Source organism: Chryseobacterium gotjawalense, assembly GCF_030012525.1.
In the GTDB taxonomy this organism is placed as follows: Bacteria; Bacteroidota; Bacteroidia; order Flavobacteriales; family Weeksellaceae; genus Kaistella; species Kaistella gotjawalense.
Genome location: NZ_CP124855.1, coordinates 88,453 through 109,620, shown reverse-complemented (window position 1 = coordinate 109,620; position 21,168 = coordinate 88,453). Strand labels below are relative to the sequence as shown.

Sequence of the window (21,168 nt, the reverse complement as noted above, 5' to 3'; positions counted from 1 at the left end):
CAAAATGAAATCCCTACTGTCGCTCTTTCTGTTGATGACACTGTCCATAACCACGTATTCCCAGAGTACCAAAACTGTTTACACTTGCCCGATGCACCCGCAGGTCGTGAAATCAGCACCCGGTAACTGCCCCATTTGCGGCATGACGCTGGTAAAAAAAACCATTACTGAGAAAAAAACGGCAGCAAAACCGGTATCGGTGGTGAAGAAGCCACAAGTGGCACCTGCTCCAAAAAAAGATGCAGCGGTGAAAAAAACTTCTGTTCAAAACCAGACGCCTACCCCTGCAAAAGCAAAGGCTAAAACGGAATTTAAAAAAAAAGTTCTCCCAAAGGTTAAAACGGTACCAAAAGAATCGGCTCCGGTCACCGTAAAAATACAGGACCATCCCACTTCAAATCCACAGCAGCATGAAGCTGTGCAAAAAAGGTACATCTGCCCGATGCACCCCGAAGTGGTTTCTGATAAACCAGGAAACTGTCCCAGATGCGGTATGAATCTGGTTCTCCAAAAAGGAAATAAAGAAGATCATTCTGCGCATGAAAACACCCAGATAGATGGTGAGCACAAAATGGTGATGCCAATGCCTGAAAAACAGCTGAAAGGCGGCCGCAAAGTAACCTACCACCTTTATGTAAAAGATACGCTGGTGAATTTTGCGGGCAGACAGAAACGCGCCATTGCCGTAAACGGGCAGATTCCCATGCCAAAACTGGTGTTTTACGAAGGCGACACCGCAGAAGTGATCGTTCATAATTTAATGGATGAAGAAACTTCTCTGCACTGGCACGGTCTGCATCTTCCCAACCGCGAAGATGGTGTGCCGTGGCTTACCCAAAAACCCATTCCACCCCATTCCGCTTATACGTATTCGTTTCCCATCATCCAAAACGGCACCCACTGGTATCACTCCCACACGGGCCTGCAGGAGCAGATTGGAATGTATGGCATGATCATTCTGAAGAAACGTCCGGAAGACCCTACTTTCCGCACCGGAATAGATGATTTGCCCACTGAACACCTTATACTGAGCGAGTGGACAAACCTGAATCCCAACAATGTTCAGCGGATGCTCCACCACACCAACGACTGGTTTGCCCTCAGGAAAGGCAGCACTCAGAGTTATGCAGAAGCCATCAAAGAGGGTCATTTTAAAACAAAGCTTACCAATGAATGGAAGCGGATGATGGCGATGGACGTGAGCGATGTGTACTATGATGCATTCCTGATTAACGGTAAAATAGAAAGCCAGCTGGCCGCATATAAAGCCGGTGACAAAGTGCGGCTTCAAATTGCTAATGGTGGTGCTTCCTCCTACTTTTGGCTCAACTATGCAGGAGGAAAATTTAAAGTGGTAGCAAGTGATGGACTGGATATTGAGCCGGTCGAAGTTGACCGCCTTATCCTCGCGGTTTCCGAAACGGTGGATGTCGTAGTGGAAATTCCTGAAAAAAACACCTCCTATGAATTCCTCGTTACGCCCGAAGACCGCACAAAATCGGCTTCGGTCTACATTGGTGGAGGAATTAAAAAAGCGCATGCACCATTACCCAAACTTAAATATTTTGAAGGGATGAAAATGATGAATGACATGATGAAGATGAACGGTGACATGAAGGATATGGGTATGGAGATGAGTTACCAGACCATGGATATGAATCAGGTGATGTATCCAGAAATTACCGCAGAAAACAATGACGCAATAAAAATGGATAACATGAACACCAGTGAGGCGCAAGTGGATCACTCAAAGCACCAGATGCCAACTTCTGGAATTACCACTTTGAATTACGGCATGATGAAATCCCCCTATGACACCTCGCTCCCAAAAGACAGGCCCGTGCGCGATCTCAAGTTCACCCTCACCGGAAATATGAACCGCTACGTTTGGAGCATGGACAATAAAGTCCTGGCAGAATCCGACAAAATAGTGGTCAAAAAAGGCGAGATCCTCCGCATTACCCTTTTTAATAATTCTATGATGCGTCACCCCATGCACCTGCACGGATTTGATTTTCGGGTACTCAACAAAAATGGCGCGCAGGCACCTCTCAAAAATGTGCTGGATATGATGCCCATGGAAACCGATGTCATAGAATTTACAGCAAAAACGGATGGTGACTGGTTCTTCCACTGTCACATCCTCTATCACATGATGGCAGGGATGAACCGTGTTTTCGCTGTGGGCGATGATCAGAATCCTTTGCTGCCCGATAAAGCGTCGGCCTATAAAAAGCTTCAGCGCGAAAGTAACATGTGGCACCTGATGGCTGAAAACGATTTTGCTACTAATGGTAATGATGGTAGGGCCAGAATCTCAAATACCCGCTGGGAATTGGGAACAGAATGGCGCTTAGGTTACAGTCCCCGGCACGGCTACGAAGTGGAAACCCAGCTCGGAAGATATGTGGACCGGATGCAGTGGCTGAAACCATTTATCGGATTCAATTACCATTACAGAAAGATTGACAGGAACAATATTGAAAAAAACCTTTTTGGACAAGCCAACACAAAAGACGAACGAAAAACTTTCAGCGCCGGTATCACGTACAGACTTCCGATGCTGGTAGATCTGCAGGCAGAAATATTTACAGACGGTATTGTAAGATTTCAGCTGAAGCGTGAAGACATTCCGCTTTCACCACGTTTGCGCGGGGCATTCATGATCAATACTGACAAAGAATATAGCGCAGGTCTTAAATATATCGTTACAAAGAATTTTGGGATCTCCACACACTATGACAGCGACATGAGCTGGGGTGCAGGACTCACTTTGAATTACTAGGATATCTTCTTTACAAAAAACAATAAAAGAGTGCAGCCTGTCATTGGGGCTGCACTCTTTTTTTATGTTTAAAGGAGAGCGAAAAACAGGTGACCATCTATTTTTAACTGAAGCCGTTCGCCTTCTCCTTTGGTAATAATGAAATGTACCCCATAGAGCAGCTGGAACACATCATAGAATTCCAGACTTCACCGGGACTCAGTTCAAAACTTAATCATTACAGTACCGCAAAAGAGCATGAGTCAGAAGATTTAATTCTGGATGAAGCCTCACCGATCCGTGACTCATCCTCTGTGACCAAAGGAACCCTGAAAGTGATCCGTACCAAGAAGACGGCCGCAATGACGCAGCTTTCTATTGAAAAACTGTTTACTTGGAGGGTCGACTTAAGAGTCCACGCGATCATCTTTCCCATCACTTTATATCACAAAGCCCGCGCGGCCTTCCGGTAATTTTAAGAACCCCTTTGAGTTACGCCATCTTATTAGCAGTTATCAATACTACCCCAAGATACCGAATCCAATAGATATAGAATGAATACAGTATGGATATAGTATGGTTATAGTATGCCCCACTGCCTAAAGACCGCAGGTTCGCTCACCGCATATTAATGGGTAAAGCCTTCATTTTCCAATATCGTGGATATTAACCGTGACCAACAGTACAAAGCCAACTTCTAGATTGTACAAAACCCTGTTGTCCTGCTTTACCACCATTGAACCTCAACCCATTGCGTTAAAAAAAGGAGCACCCCGATGCCAAATACTCAATCGCGCAAGAACCCATTCAACATTCATCATTCACCAATCTCCATTCTTCCAATTCACCATTCACCTCAATTCACCATTCACCTCAATTCACCTCAATTCACCTCAATTGACCCATGACCCCCTGTATTCCTGCAAATCAATCCTAAAAAAGCCTTTATCTTACATAATCATTAAATAAATATTCTTCTTTTTACATATACATTAACATAAATGGAATTTTATTTGCATACAGGAAATGGTAACAACTCTAAATTTTAAACCTATGGCAAAAAAGAAAAGTGCGAACGAAGCACAAAACGCAAGTAAACCCATCACCAATCTTAAAGATTTTTTTATTGATGGTTTGAAAGACATTTACTGGGCCGAAAATGCACTGGTAAAAACAATACCTAAAATGTTGGAGCAGGCCACAGATCAGAAATTAAAGACAGCGTTTAAAGACCATCTGGCCCAAACCAAAATGCAGGTGGAAAGACTGGAAAAAGTTTTTGAGTCCATGGGAGTGAAACCGGAAGGTAAAAAATGTTTAGCCATGGAGGGAATTATTAAAGAAGGGGAAGAAATTATGGAAGAGACCGCACCGGGTCCTGTCCGGGATGCAGGAATTATTGCAAGTGCGCAAAAAGTAGAGCATTATGAGATCGCCACATACGGAACCCTTGCCGCATTTGCTAAAACGCTGAATGAAAGAGCCGCACTTGATCTCTTGCTCAAGACTTTAGGCGAAGAAAAAAAATCTGATTCCTTATTGAGTTCCATCGCAGACACCAACTTAAATTCACAGGCTGTGGACGGAAAGCTTCAGTCCAAAGATTTAAATGCCGTTTAATTAACCCTTCAACATTAGAACTACATTATGAAAATAAATGAAAGTGAACCATTTGAAAATGGGGCAAATCCTAAACAGGAACAGCTTGGTAAATTCACCACCGATAACCAGGGTGAATTCCTGACCACTGATCAGGGACTGAAAATTAATGATGATCAAAACTCCCTGAAAACAGGCGAAAGAGGCGCAACGCTTCTGGAGGATTTTATCCTCCGCGAAAAAATAACCCACTTCGATCATGAGCGTATTCCGGAAAGGATTGTTCATGCAAGAGGTTCTGGAGCACACGGTGTGTTCGAACTGTATCAACCGATGGGAAAATATACGAAAGCAAAATTCTTAAATGACACTTCAATAAAAACACCCGTTTTTGTAAGGTTTTCTACAGTGGCAGGATTCAGAGGATCTACTGATGTACCAAGAGACGTCCGCGGATTTGCCGTAAAATTCTATACCCAGGAGGGAAACTATGATCTGGTAGGAAATAATATGCCTGTATTTTTTATTCAGGATGCCACTAAATTTCCGGACCTCGTGCATGCGGTAAAACCAGAACCGCATAACGAAATTCCGCAGGCAGCTTCCGCCCATGATACCTTCTGGGACTTTATATCGCTGATGCCGGAAGCAATGCACAATGTGATGTGGCTGATGAGCGACCGTGCGATTCCGAGAAGTTTACGCACGATGGAAGGGTTTGGAATCCATACCTTCCGTTTTATCAACGCGGAAGGGAAATCTCATTTCGTAAAATTCCACTGGAAACCGAAACAGGGCGTTCTGGGATTAGCCTGGGACGAGGCGCAAAGAATTGCCGGGAAAGACACCGACTTTCACCGGAGAGATTTGTGGGAGGCGATTGATGAAGGCCATTACCCGGAGTGGGAACTGGGCGTGCAGATTGTAGCGCAGGAAGACGAGCATCGGTATCCGTTCGATCTTCTGGACCCCACCAAATTAATTCCCGAAGAAATGGTGCCGGTGGAAATTATCGGAAAAATGACCTTAAACAGGAATCCGGATAATTTCTTTGCAGAGACCGAACAGGTCGCTTTTCATCCCGGTCACCTGGTTCCGGGAATTGATTTTACCAATGATCCGTTGCTGCAGGGGCGATTATTCTCTTACACCGATACGCAGATTTCAAGATTGGGAGGACCGAATTTTCATGAAATTCCCATTAACAAATCCATTCCGGAGGTGACCAATAATCAGCGGGATGGAATGCACAGAATGCAGATTAATAAAGGGAAAGTAGCGTACAATCCTAATTCCCTCGGAGGAGGCTGCCCTTTTCAGGCCATGATTGCCGAAGGAGGATTTTCCTCTTTTGAAGAACGCATAGATTCCAATAAAATAAGACGGAGAAGTAAAAGTTTTTTTGATCATTTCAGTCAGCCTGCGCTTTTTTACAACAGCATGTCGGCCGATGAAAAACGCCACATTCAAAACGCCTTTGCCTTCGAACTGGGAAAGGTAAAAACAGTTCCGATCCGCCAGAGAATGGTGAATATGCTCTTAGAAATTGATGGGGAACTTTCAAAAACGGTTGGAGACCATCTAGGTTTGATTCCCCAGAAACTGCCGCAGCCGATCACCGGCAGCATACCGGCAGACGGAGATCCTGAGCATTACCACTCTTTCAAAGAAAAATTACCGATTGATAAGGCCCCATCGCTCAGCATGGCGAAAAAGCTCCCGACAGATATTCGGGCCAGAAGAATCGCCATTTTAACTGCAGATGGGGTTAATGATAAAGCCTTTACCGAGGTAAAAAAAGAACTGGGTGACCGGGGAGCCATGGTTGCCGTAATTGCACCGGGACATGGATTCGTAACTACGCAGTCGGGCGAAAAGTATCCAATTGATGACAGTCTGTTAACCGCCGCATCTGTGGTGTTTGATGCAGTATATGTGCCGGGAGGCGACAGTGTGGAAATCCTTTCCGCAAATGCAGATGCTGTTCATTTTATTGCGGAAGCCTTTAAACACTGCAAACCCATTTCAACGGACGGAAATGGCCGGTTATTGCTGGAAAAAGCATTGCCAAAATCAGCGTTGAAAAATAAAGGGATCACTACTTCCGGCGTTTTAAATGATTTCGTAGAAAACATCAGACTGCACCGTTTTTGGGACAGGGAAAAAGACAACGGAGTTCCTGCATAATACCGCGCAGCGCGTTTATTTTTTCATTTTTAAAATTTAAAGCAGGAAGCTCTCAAACTTTTAAAGGTTCTGTCCGAGAGGTTTGTGTGAAAATCTGTGGGTACGCAGCGCACTGTTATATTTCTTTACCATTCTATGAAGCGGCTCCTGAGCCGCTTTTTTAATACGGGGTAATAAAGGGCAGGAAAAAATCTAGAACCTCATCACAAGGACTATTGATATTTTTACATTATTATAAACGGATATCCATAATTAATAAAACAAATTCCAGAGCCTGTTTACCATTCATCAAAATTAATTTCCTCCATCCCTAAAGCGTGTAATTTTCATCGCTCTTTTGCCTTTTATAATTGTTAAAACTTATTCAAACAGCCTCCTAAAGGTATCATCAAATTTTTTGGTAGGGAGCATTTGATCTGGCATTTTAAAAATTTTATCATCTTCATCTGGGTTAATGCGGTGACGCAGTCGTGTTCCCGCGAGGCATCTGGGAATAATGGCAAGAATTTTGTCTATTGATTCTCAAATAATAAAAATATGAAGACCCCTGTAAAAATCGCCATAGGACTGGCAGCTACAGCAATAGGAACACTTGCAATGGCTTTTTTAAGAAAAAGAAAAGCAACCGTACAACGGCAATATACTGCTCCCGATGGAACGCTTTATGACGAGGGACAAATCTACCGCAGTGCTGATCATAAGACCTATCAGAACGGCAGAGAAATCAGAAATGCAAAACCGGAGGACCATTTTGTAACAGATGCTTCTCATTCATCCCATCCTAACGCTTCAACCCCCAATCATTATAAAGAGACGGTAAAAAATGTACAGTACCATCAGAAAGGGGTAAGACACCGCTAATTTAAATGAAGTATTTTCACATCAACTGCGGGTTTCGGATTCTATGAATCAGGAAGGTACACTGATTTAGCTTGTGGTTTTTTAAAAGCCCAATCCCTTCCGACAGCGGTTGGAAAGCAAAAAAGCGGTCTCCTGAACTGGACAAAGAAAAATAGAAATCATCAGATTGATATTGAAAATAATAAGTGATACATCTTCAAATTTCTGACAAAAGAAACGAGTTTATAACAGAGACGATGAAATTGTGTTTCAACTAAAACACCTGCATAGAATTGACAAAATCCGGCGTTGAGTGCAACGTTGAATGATGCTATTCCTTTGCCTCCAATATTTGAAGTCTGCTTAAAATTCATCAAAATTAATTTTCCCCAATCCTTAAGGGTGTAATTTTGATGAATTTTTAAGAAATCCTCCACCCTTTAGCGTCGCGAAAAAGAAAATTTCTTTTTAAGCAAATGCAGCACTCATTTATATTTTCTTTAAAGAAGTTGGAGAATTTCCGATATTCCATTTCCACATTTTTAATTATCTTAGCTCCATTGAAAAAACATGGGGCTCCGTTTGGTCTGAACTGAATTTTGTTTCCATAGGCCGCTTCGGTAGGTTTCAGTTAAATTTTACCGGACTTACATTCGCTGAATCTTTGACTGGGGAGCGGCGGCTCGTGAATTTGCTGGTACTTTTCCGTACTACCAAGGCCACTTGAAAAGAAGAAATAGCTACACGATCCATTGCAATACATCAATGAAAAATTTAATTGAAGAGGTAAAAAATATCAACTTTAGTGAAGAAATTAACAAATCAGACAAACAGGATAAAAAACGGTATGTCATACTTACAGTATGGGAATTAATTCTTATCTCATGGGTAGTTTATATTCAGTACTTCCTGCGTCCCAAAAATATTGAATTATCATCTGCCAATGAATTTCTCTTAGGTACATTACCCAGTTTATTTGGGGCTGCCGCATTTGTTGCAATACTATTTGCTTTTCATAGAATTCTAAAGATGTACTATGGAAAATACAGTCTTTACAACAGTATTATTTTTTCGGTTCTGTTCACTTTTATTGGTTTCACTGTTTGGGAAACGGTACGGACAATTTTATATCCTTTCGATATTCATGATGTCATTATGACGTTGATAGGCTGCATGATGTCAGGAGTTTTAATTATAATTCTGTTCCTGGATGACCTTAAAACTAAAAAAGACAGGCCTTTTTAACTCCATCTTCAATAAACCGCCAGGCTCCGCGGTTAAACCGTTGCACAAAGTAGTCTGCGACATTAGTTCTCAAAATCCTAAAAAATAATCTTTTTTAAAGTTGTGTAGGAGCAGTTTTACTTTTTCCAAAACGGTAATATTTCTGTAGATTTAACTGAATCCCCTTTCTCCCGAACGAATCTTTTCGTGCGGCCATCTGCCCACCCATAGCCATAGTGCAGAAGGTGACCGGTCGGCTGATGATGACGGTATTTTACGAAAACCACCAATCAGTGGAAGAATGGAAAAGAACGTCCTAAGGCTTATTATCCGGAAGGTGGGGCAGGTAGTTTTTGTTTTTACATCCTCACTTCTGCCCTACCTTGGATTAATGAAAATTGAACTTTGTTTTTATCATTTATCGGTGAGGATTGATAAAAATAAAGACTTATTTCACTTTCTGCAGATCAAGATCTTCAAAATCGAAACTAAAATCGGTCACATCTGAAATCGGCTTTAGCTTCATACCCTGCGCTTTTCCATTTTCATTTAAATTAAAATTAACGAAAGCATCGGCATCGTAACTTCTGTCATCCCATTTTGCAATCATTACATTGGAAGAATAAGGCAACAGTTCCCCTTTCAGTCTCGGAGAATTCTTACAGTAAATACGGAAAGTCTTGCCTTCATTAGCTATTGTCACCTCACCAAACCATGGATCAATGTAGGTTCCAACGATTTGATCCGCTTTAATCTGTGCGTTTTTATCTTTTCTAAACGCCTCAGATTTCGCGAATATTTCTTTCTTTCCTTTATCGTAATCTGCATTTACTTTGGCCATTCTGTCGCCATAAGTTTTGAGCCAGTCTTTTTCAGGCATTCCCAAATAAGAATCTTTTATGGTGTTGGTAATCGTGCTGAAAGCTGCGCCACTTTGCTGGTTGGTCAATACGATAATTCCGAGTTTCATATCCGGAATTAAGGTAAACTGAGTTACCGTTCCAATTAATCCGCCGGTGTGGTAAACCTGCTTATGGCCCTTCACATCGGTGATGAACCATCCTAATCCGTACCCCGCGAAATTAGAATCGTAAGGATTTTTCAAAGCAACCGGCGTAGAAATCTGTAAATTCCAAAGCTGCTGAATCTGTTTATCAGAGACCAGTTTTTTCCCTTCTTTGGTCGTAAAACCATTCATCAGGAACTCGGCCCAGACCGACATGTCTTTAATATTGCTGATAATTCCGCCGGCAGCATTTCCGGTTTCATTCCAGTCGTGAGGGACGGCAACAACTTTGCCATCTACCGGTGCGTGGGCATCGATAATATTCGGAACACGGGCTGCCTTTGCGCGGTTGTAACTTCCGTAGCTGGAAGACATGCCGACAGGTTTTAAAATTCTCTGCTCAATAAATTCCGCCCAGGAAAGTCCGGAAACTCTGTGAATAACCTCTCCTGCCACGATGAACATTACATTATTATACTCCAAAGTGGTACGGAATGAATGATCTGGTTTGAGATATCTTACATTGTGGATGATATCATTTACAGTCAAACTGCCGCCTTCCGGGAAAAACATCAGATCCCCCTGTCCCAGACCAAGACCGGCCCGGTGGGTAATCAAATCTTTGATGGTAACTTCCTGTGAAACATACGCATCATTCATTTGAAATTCGGGAATATATTTAGAAACTTTATCGTCAAAGTTTAATTTACCTTCATCTGCCAACATTGCCAGAGCGGTTGCGGTAAAACCTTTGGAGTTGGAAGCGATTCCGACCAGAGTTTCATCGGTCATTCGTTGATTCGTTGTTAAAGATCTTACACCAAAACCTTTTGAATAAATCACTTTCCCATCTTTAATAATCCCTACGGAAATTCCAGGAACATCGAAAGTTTTTAACGTATTCTGAATGAGTTCATCGAGTTTTTTTTCTTCGGTTTGAGCAAATGCAAAAAAGGAAATAAGAATGAGGAGAAATGATAATCTGGTCTTCATTAGTAATGGTTTTGGGATTAAATATTAAATGCTTTTACTTGATGTTCAGCAGGGTTGGTTACAAGCCATTTTTAATCTTAAATGGCACTCTATCTACTGTTGGTTCAAAGATAGAATTTTTTTCAGCAATATTTTATGGATTGTTCTTTTCTCTACTGAAGTTGGCGGATAATGACCGGACCCAACTTCGGAGGCAGTTCCGGGGCGGGAAAAATAACCTCCTATTTTTTCACCACGGCCTTCATTAATCCACCGGCTACTTTATAATCACTGATGCCATTGATTTTCACATTTTCAAACACCAAATTGGACGCGTTTTTTCTTATCACTCCGTATTTGCTGTTAACAGTGATGTTTTTGAAATAAAGATCTTCAATGAATTTTTGATTAACCGTCTTTTTTATTGAAATCCTTTTTTTATTTATAGGCACATCAGACAACTTTTAATCCCTCATATTTGTTTTTTAGAAGGTCGGTTTCCGATGAAGTGAGGGTTTTGCCCTATTTTAAATTAAAAAAAGATTCAGCAGCATAAAATTATTGTTTTTTTTGATAGACGGGCTCAAAATATCATCGTTAATAAATGCAGTACCTGATAAATTCACCATAAAAGCAAAACCGCTTTCAGCGAAATTATTATCTTTGAACTCATGAATTTCCACGATCTCTTCCTGCAGCCTTATGAATCATACGACACCTTTCAAATTGTGCTCGAAGCGATCGCCACCATTTTCGGGGTTTTGAGTGTGTATTTTTCCATTAAAAAAAACATTTGGGTGTACCCTACGGGGATAATTTCTACCGCACTTTACGTTTACATTCTTTTCAATTTCGGACTGCTCGGCGATACGATGATTAATTTCTACTATACCGTAATGAGTGTTTACGGCTGGATTTTATGGGCGAAAAGTTCCGAAGACCACGTGCACGTTTCCGTTTCATGGGCGCACAAAAAAGAATGGATTTTTTCCGGAATTTTATTTTTCGTCAGTTTGATTTTGGTCACCACCGTATATTTTTACAAACCGTACATTGACAATCATTTTTCAATGGAAAATGTACAGTTGGGATTATATCATCTCGACTGGGCAAACTGGCTGGATATTTTCACAACCGCGATTTTCCTGGTCGGAATGTGGTTAATGGCAAAACGCAAAATTGAAAACTGGATCTTCTGGATTGTCGGTGATCTTATTTGCATTCCGATGATGATTTACAAAGGTTTGGGAATCACTTCCATTCAATATTTGGTATTTACTGCCATGGCCGTTATCGGATACACCGAATGGAAAAAGCACCACCAGTCCAATCACAGCAACTGATTTTAACGATGACGTTCCCGGTTCAATGATAAAGTTTTGAGTATCTTTGATGTCCCAAAAACAGGAGGCTAAAAAAAACTTTTAATTTTATGCAAAATACCATTGAATTTTATAAATATCAGGGAACAGGCAACGATTTCGTAATGATCGACAATCGCGATTTACAGTTTCCTAAAGAGAAAGAAATCATCGAAAAGCTCTGCGACCGCCGATTTGGCATCGGTGGCGACGGACTGATTTTGTTGGAAAATGATGAAAAAGCCGATTTCAAAATGGTCTATTATAATTCCGACGGAAACGAAAGCACGATGTGCGGAAATGGCGGAAGATGTCTTGTTGCTTTTGCTCATTTTCTGGATGTTTTTGAGGATTTCACCACCTTCAGCGCCATTGACGGTTTACATGAAGCCGAAATCAACAGCGGCATCATTAAACTTAAAATGATCGACGTGGATGCCATAAAAAATATCGACGGAAATTTCGAGTTGAATACGGGTTCTCCGCATTTTGTAACGTTTGTTGAAAAGTTAAAGAATTATAAAGTTTTCGAAAATGGTAACAAAATCAGAAATTCTGCGTCTTATTGTCAGGAAGGAATCAATGTGAACTTCGTGGAAGAAATTTCTGAGGACGAAATCTTCATAAGAACCTATGAAAGAGGTGTCGAAGACGAGACCTTCAGCTGCGGAACAGGAGCAACAGCGGCGGCACTTGTTTTTCTGCAGGGTAAAAACAAACCTTCCGTAAAAGTGAAAGTATTGGGTGGAAACCTGAAAGTTTATGCAGAGCAGGCTGGATCATCTTTCAAAAACATTTGGTTAGAAGGACCCGCAAAACAGGTTTTCAAAGGAAAAATAAATTTATAAAATAGATCATTTCAGATTTATGAAAAAAAGCAAGGGAATAATTTCCGTCATCATATTCATCATTTTCTTAATTGCTGGCTATTTCGGTATTCAGTATTATAAGAAATTTTACGGAAATAATGTAAGCAAAGAAGGTTATGTTTTGATTCCTCATTCGGCCAATTTCAACTCTATTTTAGATTCCATTGCCCCTTATTTGAAAAACAAAGAACAGTTTGAAGAAGTTGCCAAAACCAAAGGCATGAACCGTTTTTTCCAGGCCGGGCGGTACCGGATAAAATCCGGCGCCAATAACACTGATTTGGTCAATATGATTAAAGCCGGCAACCAAACCGAAAATACCTTCCGGATCGGAGATTTTTATACGGTCTATCAAATGATCGGGAAAGTCGCAAAAAAGACAGAACTCGATTCTTTACGGTTTGCAGATGATTTAAATAAAATTGCGGTCCAAAAAGGATTTAACAATGCCGAAGATTTAAAAAAATATTTCTTCATCGACTCCTATAACTTTTTCTGGACGGTAACACCCGAAGAATTTTTTAAAAAATTTGAAAAAGATTACAACCGTTTTTGGACTGCCGAAAGAAAAGCGAAAGAACAGAAATCAGGATTAAGCCGTAATCAAATTTACGCATTGGCTTCTTTAGTGTATAAAGAAACCGGCGGCAAACCGGACGAAATGAAAACCGTGGCCGGTTTGTACCTGAACAGATACCACAAAGGCATGAAATTACAGAGCGATCCTACCGTAATTTACGCCGTAAGTAAAGCCAATAATTTTCAGGGCGAAACACTAAAAAGAGTTTTCTACAAACATTTGCGGGAACCCTCTCCTTATAACACTTATTTCTCGGCAGGAATCCCTCCTGGACCGATTTGTATGGTCGATAAAAATTCCGTGGATGCGGTTTTAAATGCCGGGCACAATGATTTTATTTATATGTGTGCAGATCCAGACCGGTTCGGCTTTCATAAATTTACAGCAAGCGCAGCCGAGCACGCCGTGAATGCGAAAAAATACCAAGACTGGCTGAATTCTAAAAACATTCAATAAAGTAAGGCTTTACCAAAATCCCAAATGAAAAGTCTGGGATTTCTTAAAATTAAAAAATAAAACAAACATTTAATTTAACTTTAGTTAAAAAAAGTAATCAGTATAGTTTAAACTAAAAATATGACGAACAAAATTGAGATTTCATCAATTATCAAAAAACGAACATTAGGACTGTCGTTCGTGTTGGGTGCAGCGAGTTTGGCGTTTGCACAGCAGAAAGTAAATGTAAGCGGAAAAATTGTTGACCAACAAAACAACGCCGTTCCTTACGCTTCGGTAACCTTCAGCAACAAAGCCAACAAACTTTTCAGTGACGCAGCGTTAACCGATGAAAAAGGAGCTTATCAACTTCAGCTGTCTCCCGGAAACTACGACATCAGCATCGAAGCAATTGACTTTAAAAAAAGCATGTTGAATAAGCAAATTTCTGCTGCCGGTAATCTTGGAAATTTCACCGTTATATCTGAAAGCTCTTCAACCAATGGGAAAACCCAGGATATTGAAGGAGTAACTATTACCGCAGCTTCTACGAAACCTTACCGGGTAGAACTCGACAAAAAAGTATATGACCCGTCTACAGACATCATCAGTAAAGGAGGAAACTTACAGGATGTTTTAACCAACGTTCCTTCCGTAAGCGTAGATACCGACGGTACCGTTTCTATGCGCGGAAACTCTAACGTAAAATTCCTTATCAATGGAAAACCATCTGCTTTACTTGGAATCGACAGCGGCGCGAATGCACTGCAATCTATTCCGGCAGATCAAATCGAAAGAATTGAAGTCATTACCAACCCTTCTTCAAAATTTGAAGCGAGCGGAACTGCAGGTATTTTAAATATCATTTTAAAGAAATCCAAAGGGATGGGCTTCAACGGAAGTGTGGTCGGAAGTTTAGGTTATTTACCAACGACCAGTTTAAATACCAACCTCAGCTGGAAAAAAGGCGACTGGACCTGGTTCCTTAATGGTGGCGGCGGTTACCGGAAAGGAGAAGGTAAAAGCGATAGCGACACCCGGTTCTTTGACCCTCTTACCCTGGCAACGACAAGATATTTTGAACAGAATTCCCGTAACAAAAGCGAAAGCAATAATTACAATGCGACTGCAGGTTTTAATGTTGATTTAACAGAAAAAACGTCATTCAATCTGTCGGGAATGATTCGTAATTTCTCTAGCAACAGCGATAATAAAGTTGATAACATCAATTATGATGCGGCAAGAGTTTTAAACAGCTATTCGCAAACCAAGGCTCTGGGAAACAGTTCGAACCTTTCTTTGCAGGGAGATGTTGGCTTGGATCATAAGTTTAATGGCAACGGACATAATATTGCTCTTTCCTTAAGTTTACAAAGAAGCAATAATAAATCCACCGAAGATTCCAAAGAATATAATCAGTCGGTTTTTGGATACGGAACTTTAGGAAATAACAATACGGTTAATAAATCAGTAATCGGTAAAGTGGATTACGAATTGCCACTTGGTGAAAAATCAAAATTAGAGGCAGGTTATAGAATTGACCGGAATACGAATGATTATGATTTCCTTAATAGCGAAACCGATCTCAATTTAAAATTCGGAATTGTAGATGCATATAGTGGCAACACGGTTTATGATGAAACAATCAATGCTGGTTATGCTCAGTTCAAAAGTAAATTTGATAAGTTAGGTTACCAGTTAGGTTTAAGAGCGGAAAATTCAAACATCAATATTGAATATCAAAGTTTAAGCGGAAATACGTCTAACAAAAAGAAAGATTATACCGGCTTTTTCCCGAGCGTATTTTTGAGTTACGATTTAGGAGGAGACCGCAATGATCAGTTGCTTTTAAATTACTCCAGAAGAATCAACAGACCGCGTTCCTGGTTTTTGATTCCTTACCCAACATCTTTGGCAAACCGCCAGAATTTATTCCGTGGTAATGAAGACTTAAATCCGTCATACGTAGACTCTTTTGAATTGGGTTATGCGGTTCAGAAGAAAAAATTCACCATCAATCCAACTTTGTATTACAGAAAAACAACGGATGATGTGAAATTTGTTTTGCTAAGTCAATCTATTGGTTCTGATGTTTTGGTGACAAGCCCTTACAATGTAGGCAATCAGGCGAACTATGGTTTAGATTTAAATTTAACTGCCGATCTTTTCCCTTGGTATAAAATTATGGCAAGTGCTGATCTTTACGGATACAAATCAGAAGGTTCCTATTTCGACCCATCGAGAATGCAGACTCCTCTTTCTTTTGAGGGCTCAGGTTTCTCTACAAGACTCAGATTAACCAACAGTTTCAAAATCGATAAAACACTGAATATGCAGCTGCAAGGTTTCTACCGGGGTGGAGAAAAAACCGCTTCCAGCACAAGTAAAGACATGTATGTTTTAAATTTCGGTGCCAACAAAACCATCTGGAAAAACAATGGAACAATCGCGTTTAACATTCAGGATATCTTAGGAACCCGAGGTAGAAACACCACCAGTTTGGGTCCTGGATACGAAAGAGATTCTTATATGCGCTGGAGTCCGAGAACCTTCAATATCTCTTTGACTTACCGGTTCAAACAAGGTGAAAAAATTGACGCACCTAAAAAGAAAAAAGACATCAATGCCAACAGCCAGGGTGCTGATGACCAAGGTCCACCAATGTAAATTTTAACGGTACAACGTAAAAATGTACGGTGTAAAAAGCATAAAAAAAGAAAATCCTGAAATTAATTTTTCAGGATTTTTTTTGATCTGAACTTTTCTGATGGATGAAATTTTACAACAGAAAAATCCGGTAAATCAGTGAGCTTTTTATAATTCCCTACTCACAAGATAATTCTGCCATTCCCAAGTGGTTCTTAAAGCTTCTTCTAAAGAAGTATCAGCCTTCCAGCCGAGTTCTCTTTCAGCTTTATCAGCGTTGGCATAAGCAATCGTAATATCACCCGCTCTTCTTTCACAAATCTGATAAGGAACTTTCACATCGTTCGCTGTTTCAAAAGCTTCCACGACTTCTAAAACTGAAGATCCTTTTCCTGTACCTAAATTGTAAATATCGATTACGGTTTCTTCATTTTCTGCCATTAATTTCTGCAAAGCTTTCACGTGCGCTTTTGCGAGATCGACCACATAAATATAATCCCGAACCGCCGTTCCGTCTTCTGTATCATAATCATTTCCCCAGATTGATAATTTCTCACGAATTCCCGACGCAGTTTGTGTGACATAAGGAACTAAATTATTGGGAATACCAATCGGCAATTCTCCTAACAATGCAGAGGGATGAGAACCGATCGGATTAAAATACCGAAGCAGAGAAACCTTTTTTTGGTAAGCCGTTGCGAAATCTTTCAGAATTTCCTCGCCCATTTGTTTGGTCTTTCCATAAGATGATTCCGGCATTTTGAGCGGCGTATTCTCGTCAATCGGCTGTTCGTCGGCCTGTCCGTAAACTGTACAGGAAGAACTGAAAATAAAGTTGGAAATATTTCTTTTTTTAAATTCCTGAAGGATATTTATTAAAGAAAACAGATTGTTTTCATAATAATCCAGCGGTTTTTCCTGGCTCTCTCCTACTGCTTTAAACGCAGCAAAATTAATACAGCCATCAATTTCGTAAGCATCAAAAACCTGAGAAAGCAATTCTTTTCTTTTAAGGTCGAACGGAAAGAAAACGGGTCTTTTTCCGGCAACCTTCTCAATATTATCGAGAATAAACTTTTCTGAATTCGATAAATCATCGACAATAATGACTTGAAAATTATTTTGTAAAAGTTCTACAACGGTGTGTGAGCCGATGTAGCCTAGTCCGCCTGTTACGAGTATGGTCATGCTGGATGATGGATGTTTGATGATGGGTGTAAGATTATCGATGAATATTTGAGCCGGATTTATTTCATAAATTCCAGCACCGCATCTGTAATATATTTCAACTGCTCTTCTTCCAGTTCGGTATGCATTGGCAAAGAAATCACTTGCTCGAGCAGTTGATCGGTATTCACAAAATCCGCATCATTACTTTCCTGAAAATAGGCTTTTTGTTTTCTTAAAGCTACCGGATAGTAAATCATTGCCGGAACTTCTCTTTCTGCTAAAAATTGCTGCAGTTCATTTCTTTTTCCGTTCAGAATTCTTAACGTATACTGGTGAAAAACGTGGGTAGAATTTTCTGCTCTTTTCGGTGTTAAAATATTTTCGTTTCCGGCAAAAGCTTCGTCATAATAATCAGCAGCCTTTCTGCGGGCCTCGTTATAATTATCCAGTAAAGTGAGTTTTTTTCTTAAAACCGTCGCCTGAATACTGTCCAAACGGGAATTCACACCCACTTCATCATGGTAATATCTTTCGTACATTCCATGATTCACGATTCCTCGGAGTTTGTGTGCGAGTTCATCATCATTGGTGAAAATCGCGCCGCCGTCGCCATAACAACCTAAGTTTTTGGAAGGAAAGAAAGAAGTTGTCCCCATAATTCCCATGGTTCCTGATTTCTTCACCGTTCCATCTGAAAAGGTAAACTCAGAACCGATGGCCTGTGCGTTATCCTCAATTACAGCAAGATGGTGTTCTTTGGCAATCTTTAAAATCTCTTCCATATTGGAACACTGTCCAAACAAATGAACCGGAATAACCGCTTTCGTTTTGGATGTAATTGCTGCTTTCAATTTTTCAGAATCCATGGTGAAAGTATCGTAATCTACATCGACTAAAACCGCTTTTAACTTCAGCAGATGAATTACTTCCACGGTCGCCGCAAAAGTGAAATCCGCAGTAATCACCTCATCGCCTTCCTGTAAATTAAGCGCCATCAAAGCGATCTGCAAAGCATCAGTTCCGTTCGCGCACGGAATCACGTGTTTTACATCAAGATAAGTTTCTAATTCGGACTGGAAAGATTTCACTTCAGGTCCATTAATAAATGCTGCGGTATTTAAAACATTGAGAATTGCATTATCTACATCTGATTTTATCTTATAATATTGACTTTGCAGGTCAACCATCTGAATCTTTTTCATAAAAAATATTTGCTCAAATTTACTAAAATTAAGTTTTTTAAAAAACTAAATCTCTTTAATGTTTTTTAATTTACTACAAAAACGGTTAATGTTCTGATTAATAAATACTTATTCAATAATTTGAGATAAATTTTTAATCTTTAACGTAAATAAAATGATCATGAAAACAACAAAATTGTTCCTTATATTGCTTTAATAAATGCATTCGGAACCGCCGATTTTTTGTACAAACTCTGGACACAACCACGCCAACAACCAAAACAAAAAGAAAATACACCAAAAAAAGATGCACCTTCTGCTCCGTATAACCCTGGAAATGAAAGGAACTTATAACGGACATCAGGTTCTCACAGGATCAAGAGGCGGAAAATGCAACATTAATAAAAACGGAAACAAACCGATATTAAATAAGACTATTAAAATATATTCAAAGAAAACACTGAAAATATTCAGCATTTTTCTATTTTTGTTTCAATTTAACAATGAAACAAAATGAGAAAACTGATATCCTTTTTTATTCTTTTATTCTTTGTTTTTACGCACGCGCAGACGCAGCTTGTTTTTGTATTCTTTAAAGACAAACCGAATAAAGCGGCCTTTTATGCAAATCCGCTTACCGAATTAACTCAGAAATCGCTCGACAGAAGAACGAAATACGGAATCGCGCTGAATGACCAGGATGCTCCGATTGAGCCCACCTATATTCAGAATATTGCAAATCTGGGTTTTACGGTAAAAGACTATTCCAAATGGATGAACGGTGTGGCCGTGAATGCAACCGCCGCACAGATTGCGGACCTGCAAACCGAACCGTATGTGCTTTCGGTAGAGCAATTTATCAAACATCCGAACGGCGGAAAAGCACAAACAAAAAAAGTTAATAAATTCGATGAGTTTAATAATTCTTTAGGAAAAACCACTTTTAACTATGGATTAGGCTTATCACAGATCAATCAGGTGAATCTCCGTCCGCTGCATATCGCAGGTTTTACGGGAACTGGAGTTACGATTGCAGTGATTGACACCGGATTCCCGACCGTAAATACGGGTTCCGTTTATGCCAGAATGAGAGATAACGGCCAGATTAAAGGTGGCTACAACTTCATCAATAAAAGCAGTGACATTTATAATACTTCACTCAATAATCACGGTTCCTACTGTCTGGGAGTGATTGCGGGCTACGTTGAAAACAGTTTTGTAGGCACTGCACCGGATGCCGATTTCTATTTATATGCAACTGAAGATGCTAACAATGAAATTCCCGAAGAACAGCTTTACTGGACTGAAGCAGCAGAAGAAGCGGACCGGAAAGGAGTGGATTTAATTACCACATCACTGGGCTACTACGATTTCGATGATCCCCGTTATAATTTATTGTATTCGGATATGAACGGAACCACTTCATTCATCGCAAGAACAGCACAAATCGCCACCGAGAAAGGAATTTTTGTTCTGGCCGCTGCCGGAAACGAAGCCCAGAAACCTTGGAAATACATCATCACTCCAGCAGATAATGAAAAAGTATTTACGATTGGAGCCGTGACTTCTACGGGAGGAAGTTCTTCTTTTTCTTCTTTTGGCCCGAATGCTTTAGGACAAATAAAACCGGACGCCAGCGCAAGAGGAACTTCCACGTACATGGGCTATAATAATTCTGTCACCACAAGCAACGGAACTTCATTTGCCACCCCATTAGCTGCGGGCGGTGTTGCCTGCCTGATAGAAGCGTTGCCAAATAAAAAGGTCGATGAAATAAGCAATCTTCTCCGTCAAAATTCATCTCTTTATCCGGGCAGCGATGCTCAGAAAGGATATGGAATTTTGGACTTTGGAAAAACATGGAATAATGCAGCTTTAGCAGTGGTAGAAAACGGAAGAAAATCAAACCTGGAAATTTATCCAAATCCAGTTGCTAAATCTTTTACCATTAAAACTGAGGAAAAAATTATTTCAGTAGAGCTTTATGATACTTTAGGCAGAAAAATTCAGACATTGAAAAATGAGAAAACGAATACTGTCGAGCATTTAGCCAGCGGAGTGTACTTCCTGAAAGTACAGACAGAAACAAACGAATATATCAAGAAAATTATTAAGAAATAATACATAAAAAGACCTTCTGTTAAAAGGTTTTTTTATGTACAAGGATTCATTTCAACAAAAAATAATAAATAGCAGCCCAAATAACAATAAACAGTACACCCGGAAAATATACGGACTTCAATTGTTCTTTATCTTTTTTAATAAAAATGAGATAAAGCACATATACGATAAATACTACGGTCAGCAGGACTGGAAGAATCAGATAAGCCATCG

At 40.1% G+C, this 21,168-nt stretch carries 15 protein-coding genes; 11 read left to right on the top strand and 4 right to left on the bottom strand.

Annotation, left to right across the window (positions count from 1 at the left end; genetic code table 11):
* Window positions 1-4 precede the first annotated feature (4 nt).
* The 6 genes from QGN23_RS00470 (at window position 5) to QGN23_RS00445 (ending at window position 8,635) form a co-directional block, all read left to right on the top strand.
* Entirely contained in the window at window positions 5-2,785 is a 2,781-nt protein-coding gene (locus QGN23_RS00470) for a multicopper oxidase domain-containing protein (RefSeq protein ID WP_282905097.1), read from the top strand.
* Between the two features lie 143 nt (window positions 2,786-2,928).
* Entirely contained in the window at window positions 2,929-3,237 is a 309-nt protein-coding gene (locus QGN23_RS00465; RefSeq protein ID WP_282905096.1) for a hypothetical protein, read from the top strand.
* A gap of 580 nt (window positions 3,238-3,817) precedes the next feature.
* Window positions 3,818-4,384, top strand: coding sequence for a YciE/YciF ferroxidase family protein (locus tag QGN23_RS00460; RefSeq protein WP_282905095.1), 567 nt, complete (start codon window positions 3,818-3,820; stop codon window positions 4,382-4,384).
* Between the two features lie 27 nt (window positions 4,385-4,411).
* The gene (locus QGN23_RS00455) at window positions 4,412-6,550 is read left to right on the top strand and encodes a catalase (RefSeq protein ID WP_282905094.1); all 2,139 of its coding nucleotides are present in this window, start codon (window positions 4,412-4,414) and stop codon (window positions 6,548-6,550) included.
* A gap of 537 nt (window positions 6,551-7,087) precedes the next feature.
* Complete coding sequence (locus tag QGN23_RS00450) at window positions 7,088-7,411, top strand: hypothetical protein (RefSeq protein WP_133440136.1); 324 nt, start codon at window positions 7,088-7,090, stop codon at window positions 7,409-7,411.
* 744 nt (window positions 7,412-8,155) lie between these two features.
* The gene (locus QGN23_RS00445) at window positions 8,156-8,635 is read left to right on the top strand and encodes a hypothetical protein (protein ID WP_282905093.1); all 480 of its coding nucleotides are present in this window, start codon (window positions 8,156-8,158) and stop codon (window positions 8,633-8,635) included.
* 427 nt (window positions 8,636-9,062) lie between these two features.
* Here the strand turns inward: QGN23_RS00445 and QGN23_RS00440 are convergent, their stop codons facing one another.
* On the bottom strand, window positions 9,063-10,613 hold the full coding sequence (locus tag QGN23_RS00440) for a serine hydrolase (protein WP_133440134.1): 1,551 nt from the start codon (window positions 10,611-10,613) through the stop codon (window positions 9,063-9,065).
* A gap of 221 nt (window positions 10,614-10,834) precedes the next feature.
* Window positions 10,835-11,044 carry a hypothetical protein gene (locus QGN23_RS00435; RefSeq protein ID WP_282905092.1) on the bottom strand — a complete coding sequence of 70 codons (210 nt, stop codon included), beginning with the start codon at window positions 11,042-11,044 and terminating at the stop codon, window positions 10,835-10,837.
* A gap of 219 nt (window positions 11,045-11,263) precedes the next feature.
* Between QGN23_RS00435 and pnuC the strand changes: the two genes are divergently transcribed.
* The 4 genes from pnuC to QGN23_RS00415 all read left to right on the top strand — a co-directional run bounded on the left by pnuC (window position 11,264) and on the right by QGN23_RS00415 (window position 16,504).
* A complete protein-coding gene (gene pnuC / locus QGN23_RS00430) occupies window positions 11,264-11,935 on the top strand; it encodes a nicotinamide riboside transporter PnuC (RefSeq protein WP_282905091.1) in 672 nt (223 codons plus the stop codon).
* Window positions 11,936-12,024: 89 nt separating this feature from the next.
* A complete protein-coding gene (gene dapF, locus QGN23_RS00425; RefSeq protein ID WP_133440131.1) occupies window positions 12,025-12,801 on the top strand; it encodes a diaminopimelate epimerase in 777 nt (258 codons plus the stop codon).
* 19 nt (window positions 12,802-12,820) lie between these two features.
* The gene (mltG, locus tag QGN23_RS00420) at window positions 12,821-13,858 is read left to right on the top strand and encodes an endolytic transglycosylase MltG (RefSeq protein WP_282905090.1); all 1,038 of its coding nucleotides are present in this window, start codon (window positions 12,821-12,823) and stop codon (window positions 13,856-13,858) included.
* Between the two features lie 120 nt (window positions 13,859-13,978).
* Complete coding sequence (locus QGN23_RS00415; protein ID WP_282905089.1) at window positions 13,979-16,504, top strand: TonB-dependent receptor domain-containing protein; 2,526 nt, start codon at window positions 13,979-13,981, stop codon at window positions 16,502-16,504.
* Between the two features lie 147 nt (window positions 16,505-16,651).
* Here QGN23_RS00415 and galE read toward each other — a convergent pair whose 3' ends face one another.
* Window positions 16,652-17,671, bottom strand: coding sequence for a UDP-glucose 4-epimerase GalE (galE, locus tag QGN23_RS00410; RefSeq protein ID WP_282905088.1), 1,020 nt, complete (start codon window positions 17,669-17,671; stop codon window positions 16,652-16,654).
* A gap of 59 nt (window positions 17,672-17,730) precedes the next feature.
* Window positions 17,731-18,855, bottom strand: a complete 1,125-nt coding sequence (locus QGN23_RS00405) for a DegT/DnrJ/EryC1/StrS family aminotransferase (protein WP_282905087.1) — start codon at window positions 18,853-18,855, stop codon at window positions 17,731-17,733.
* 492 nt (window positions 18,856-19,347) lie between these two features.
* Here QGN23_RS00405 and QGN23_RS00400 point away from each other — a divergent pair, with 492 nt between their 5' ends.
* Window positions 19,348-20,955 carry a S8 family peptidase gene (locus QGN23_RS00400; protein WP_282905086.1) on the top strand — a complete coding sequence of 536 codons (1,608 nt, stop codon included), beginning with the start codon at window positions 19,348-19,350 and terminating at the stop codon, window positions 20,953-20,955.
* Window positions 20,956-21,168: the final 213 nt, after the last annotated feature.

Bases quoted from the DNA above. Each gene is read 5' to 3' on its own strand.
- QGN23_RS00440 (WP_133440134.1), bottom strand. From the start codon at position 10,613: ATGAAGACCAGATTATCATTTCTCCTCATTCTTATTTCCTTTTTTGCA.
- QGN23_RS00465 (WP_282905096.1), top strand. From the start codon at position 2,929: ATGTACCCCATAGAGCAGCTGGAACACATCATAGAATTCCAGACTTCA.
- QGN23_RS00405 (WP_282905087.1), bottom strand. From the start codon at position 18,855: ATGAAAAAGATTCAGATGGTTGACCTGCAAAGTCAATATTATAAGATA.
- QGN23_RS00400 (WP_282905086.1), top strand. From the start codon at position 19,348: ATGAGAAAACTGATATCCTTTTTTATTCTTTTATTCTTTGTTTTTACG.
- galE (WP_282905088.1), bottom strand. From the start codon at position 17,671: ATGACCATACTCGTAACAGGCGGACTAGGCTACATCGGCTCACACACC.
- QGN23_RS00445 (WP_282905093.1), top strand. From the start codon at position 8,156: ATGAAAAATTTAATTGAAGAGGTAAAAAATATCAACTTTAGTGAAGAA.
- pnuC (WP_282905091.1), top strand. From the start codon at position 11,264: ATGAATTTCCACGATCTCTTCCTGCAGCCTTATGAATCATACGACACC.
- QGN23_RS00470 (WP_282905097.1), top strand. From the start codon at position 5: ATGAAATCCCTACTGTCGCTCTTTCTGTTGATGACACTGTCCATAACC.
- dapF (WP_133440131.1), top strand. From the start codon at position 12,025: ATGCAAAATACCATTGAATTTTATAAATATCAGGGAACAGGCAACGAT.
- QGN23_RS00460 (WP_282905095.1), top strand. From the start codon at position 3,818: ATGGCAAAAAAGAAAAGTGCGAACGAAGCACAAAACGCAAGTAAACCC.
- QGN23_RS00450 (WP_133440136.1), top strand. From the start codon at position 7,088: ATGAAGACCCCTGTAAAAATCGCCATAGGACTGGCAGCTACAGCAATA.
- QGN23_RS00415 (WP_282905089.1), top strand. From the start codon at position 13,979: ATGACGAACAAAATTGAGATTTCATCAATTATCAAAAAACGAACATTA.
- mltG (WP_282905090.1), top strand. From the start codon at position 12,821: ATGAAAAAAAGCAAGGGAATAATTTCCGTCATCATATTCATCATTTTC.
- QGN23_RS00455 (WP_282905094.1), top strand. From the start codon at position 4,412: ATGAAAATAAATGAAAGTGAACCATTTGAAAATGGGGCAAATCCTAAA.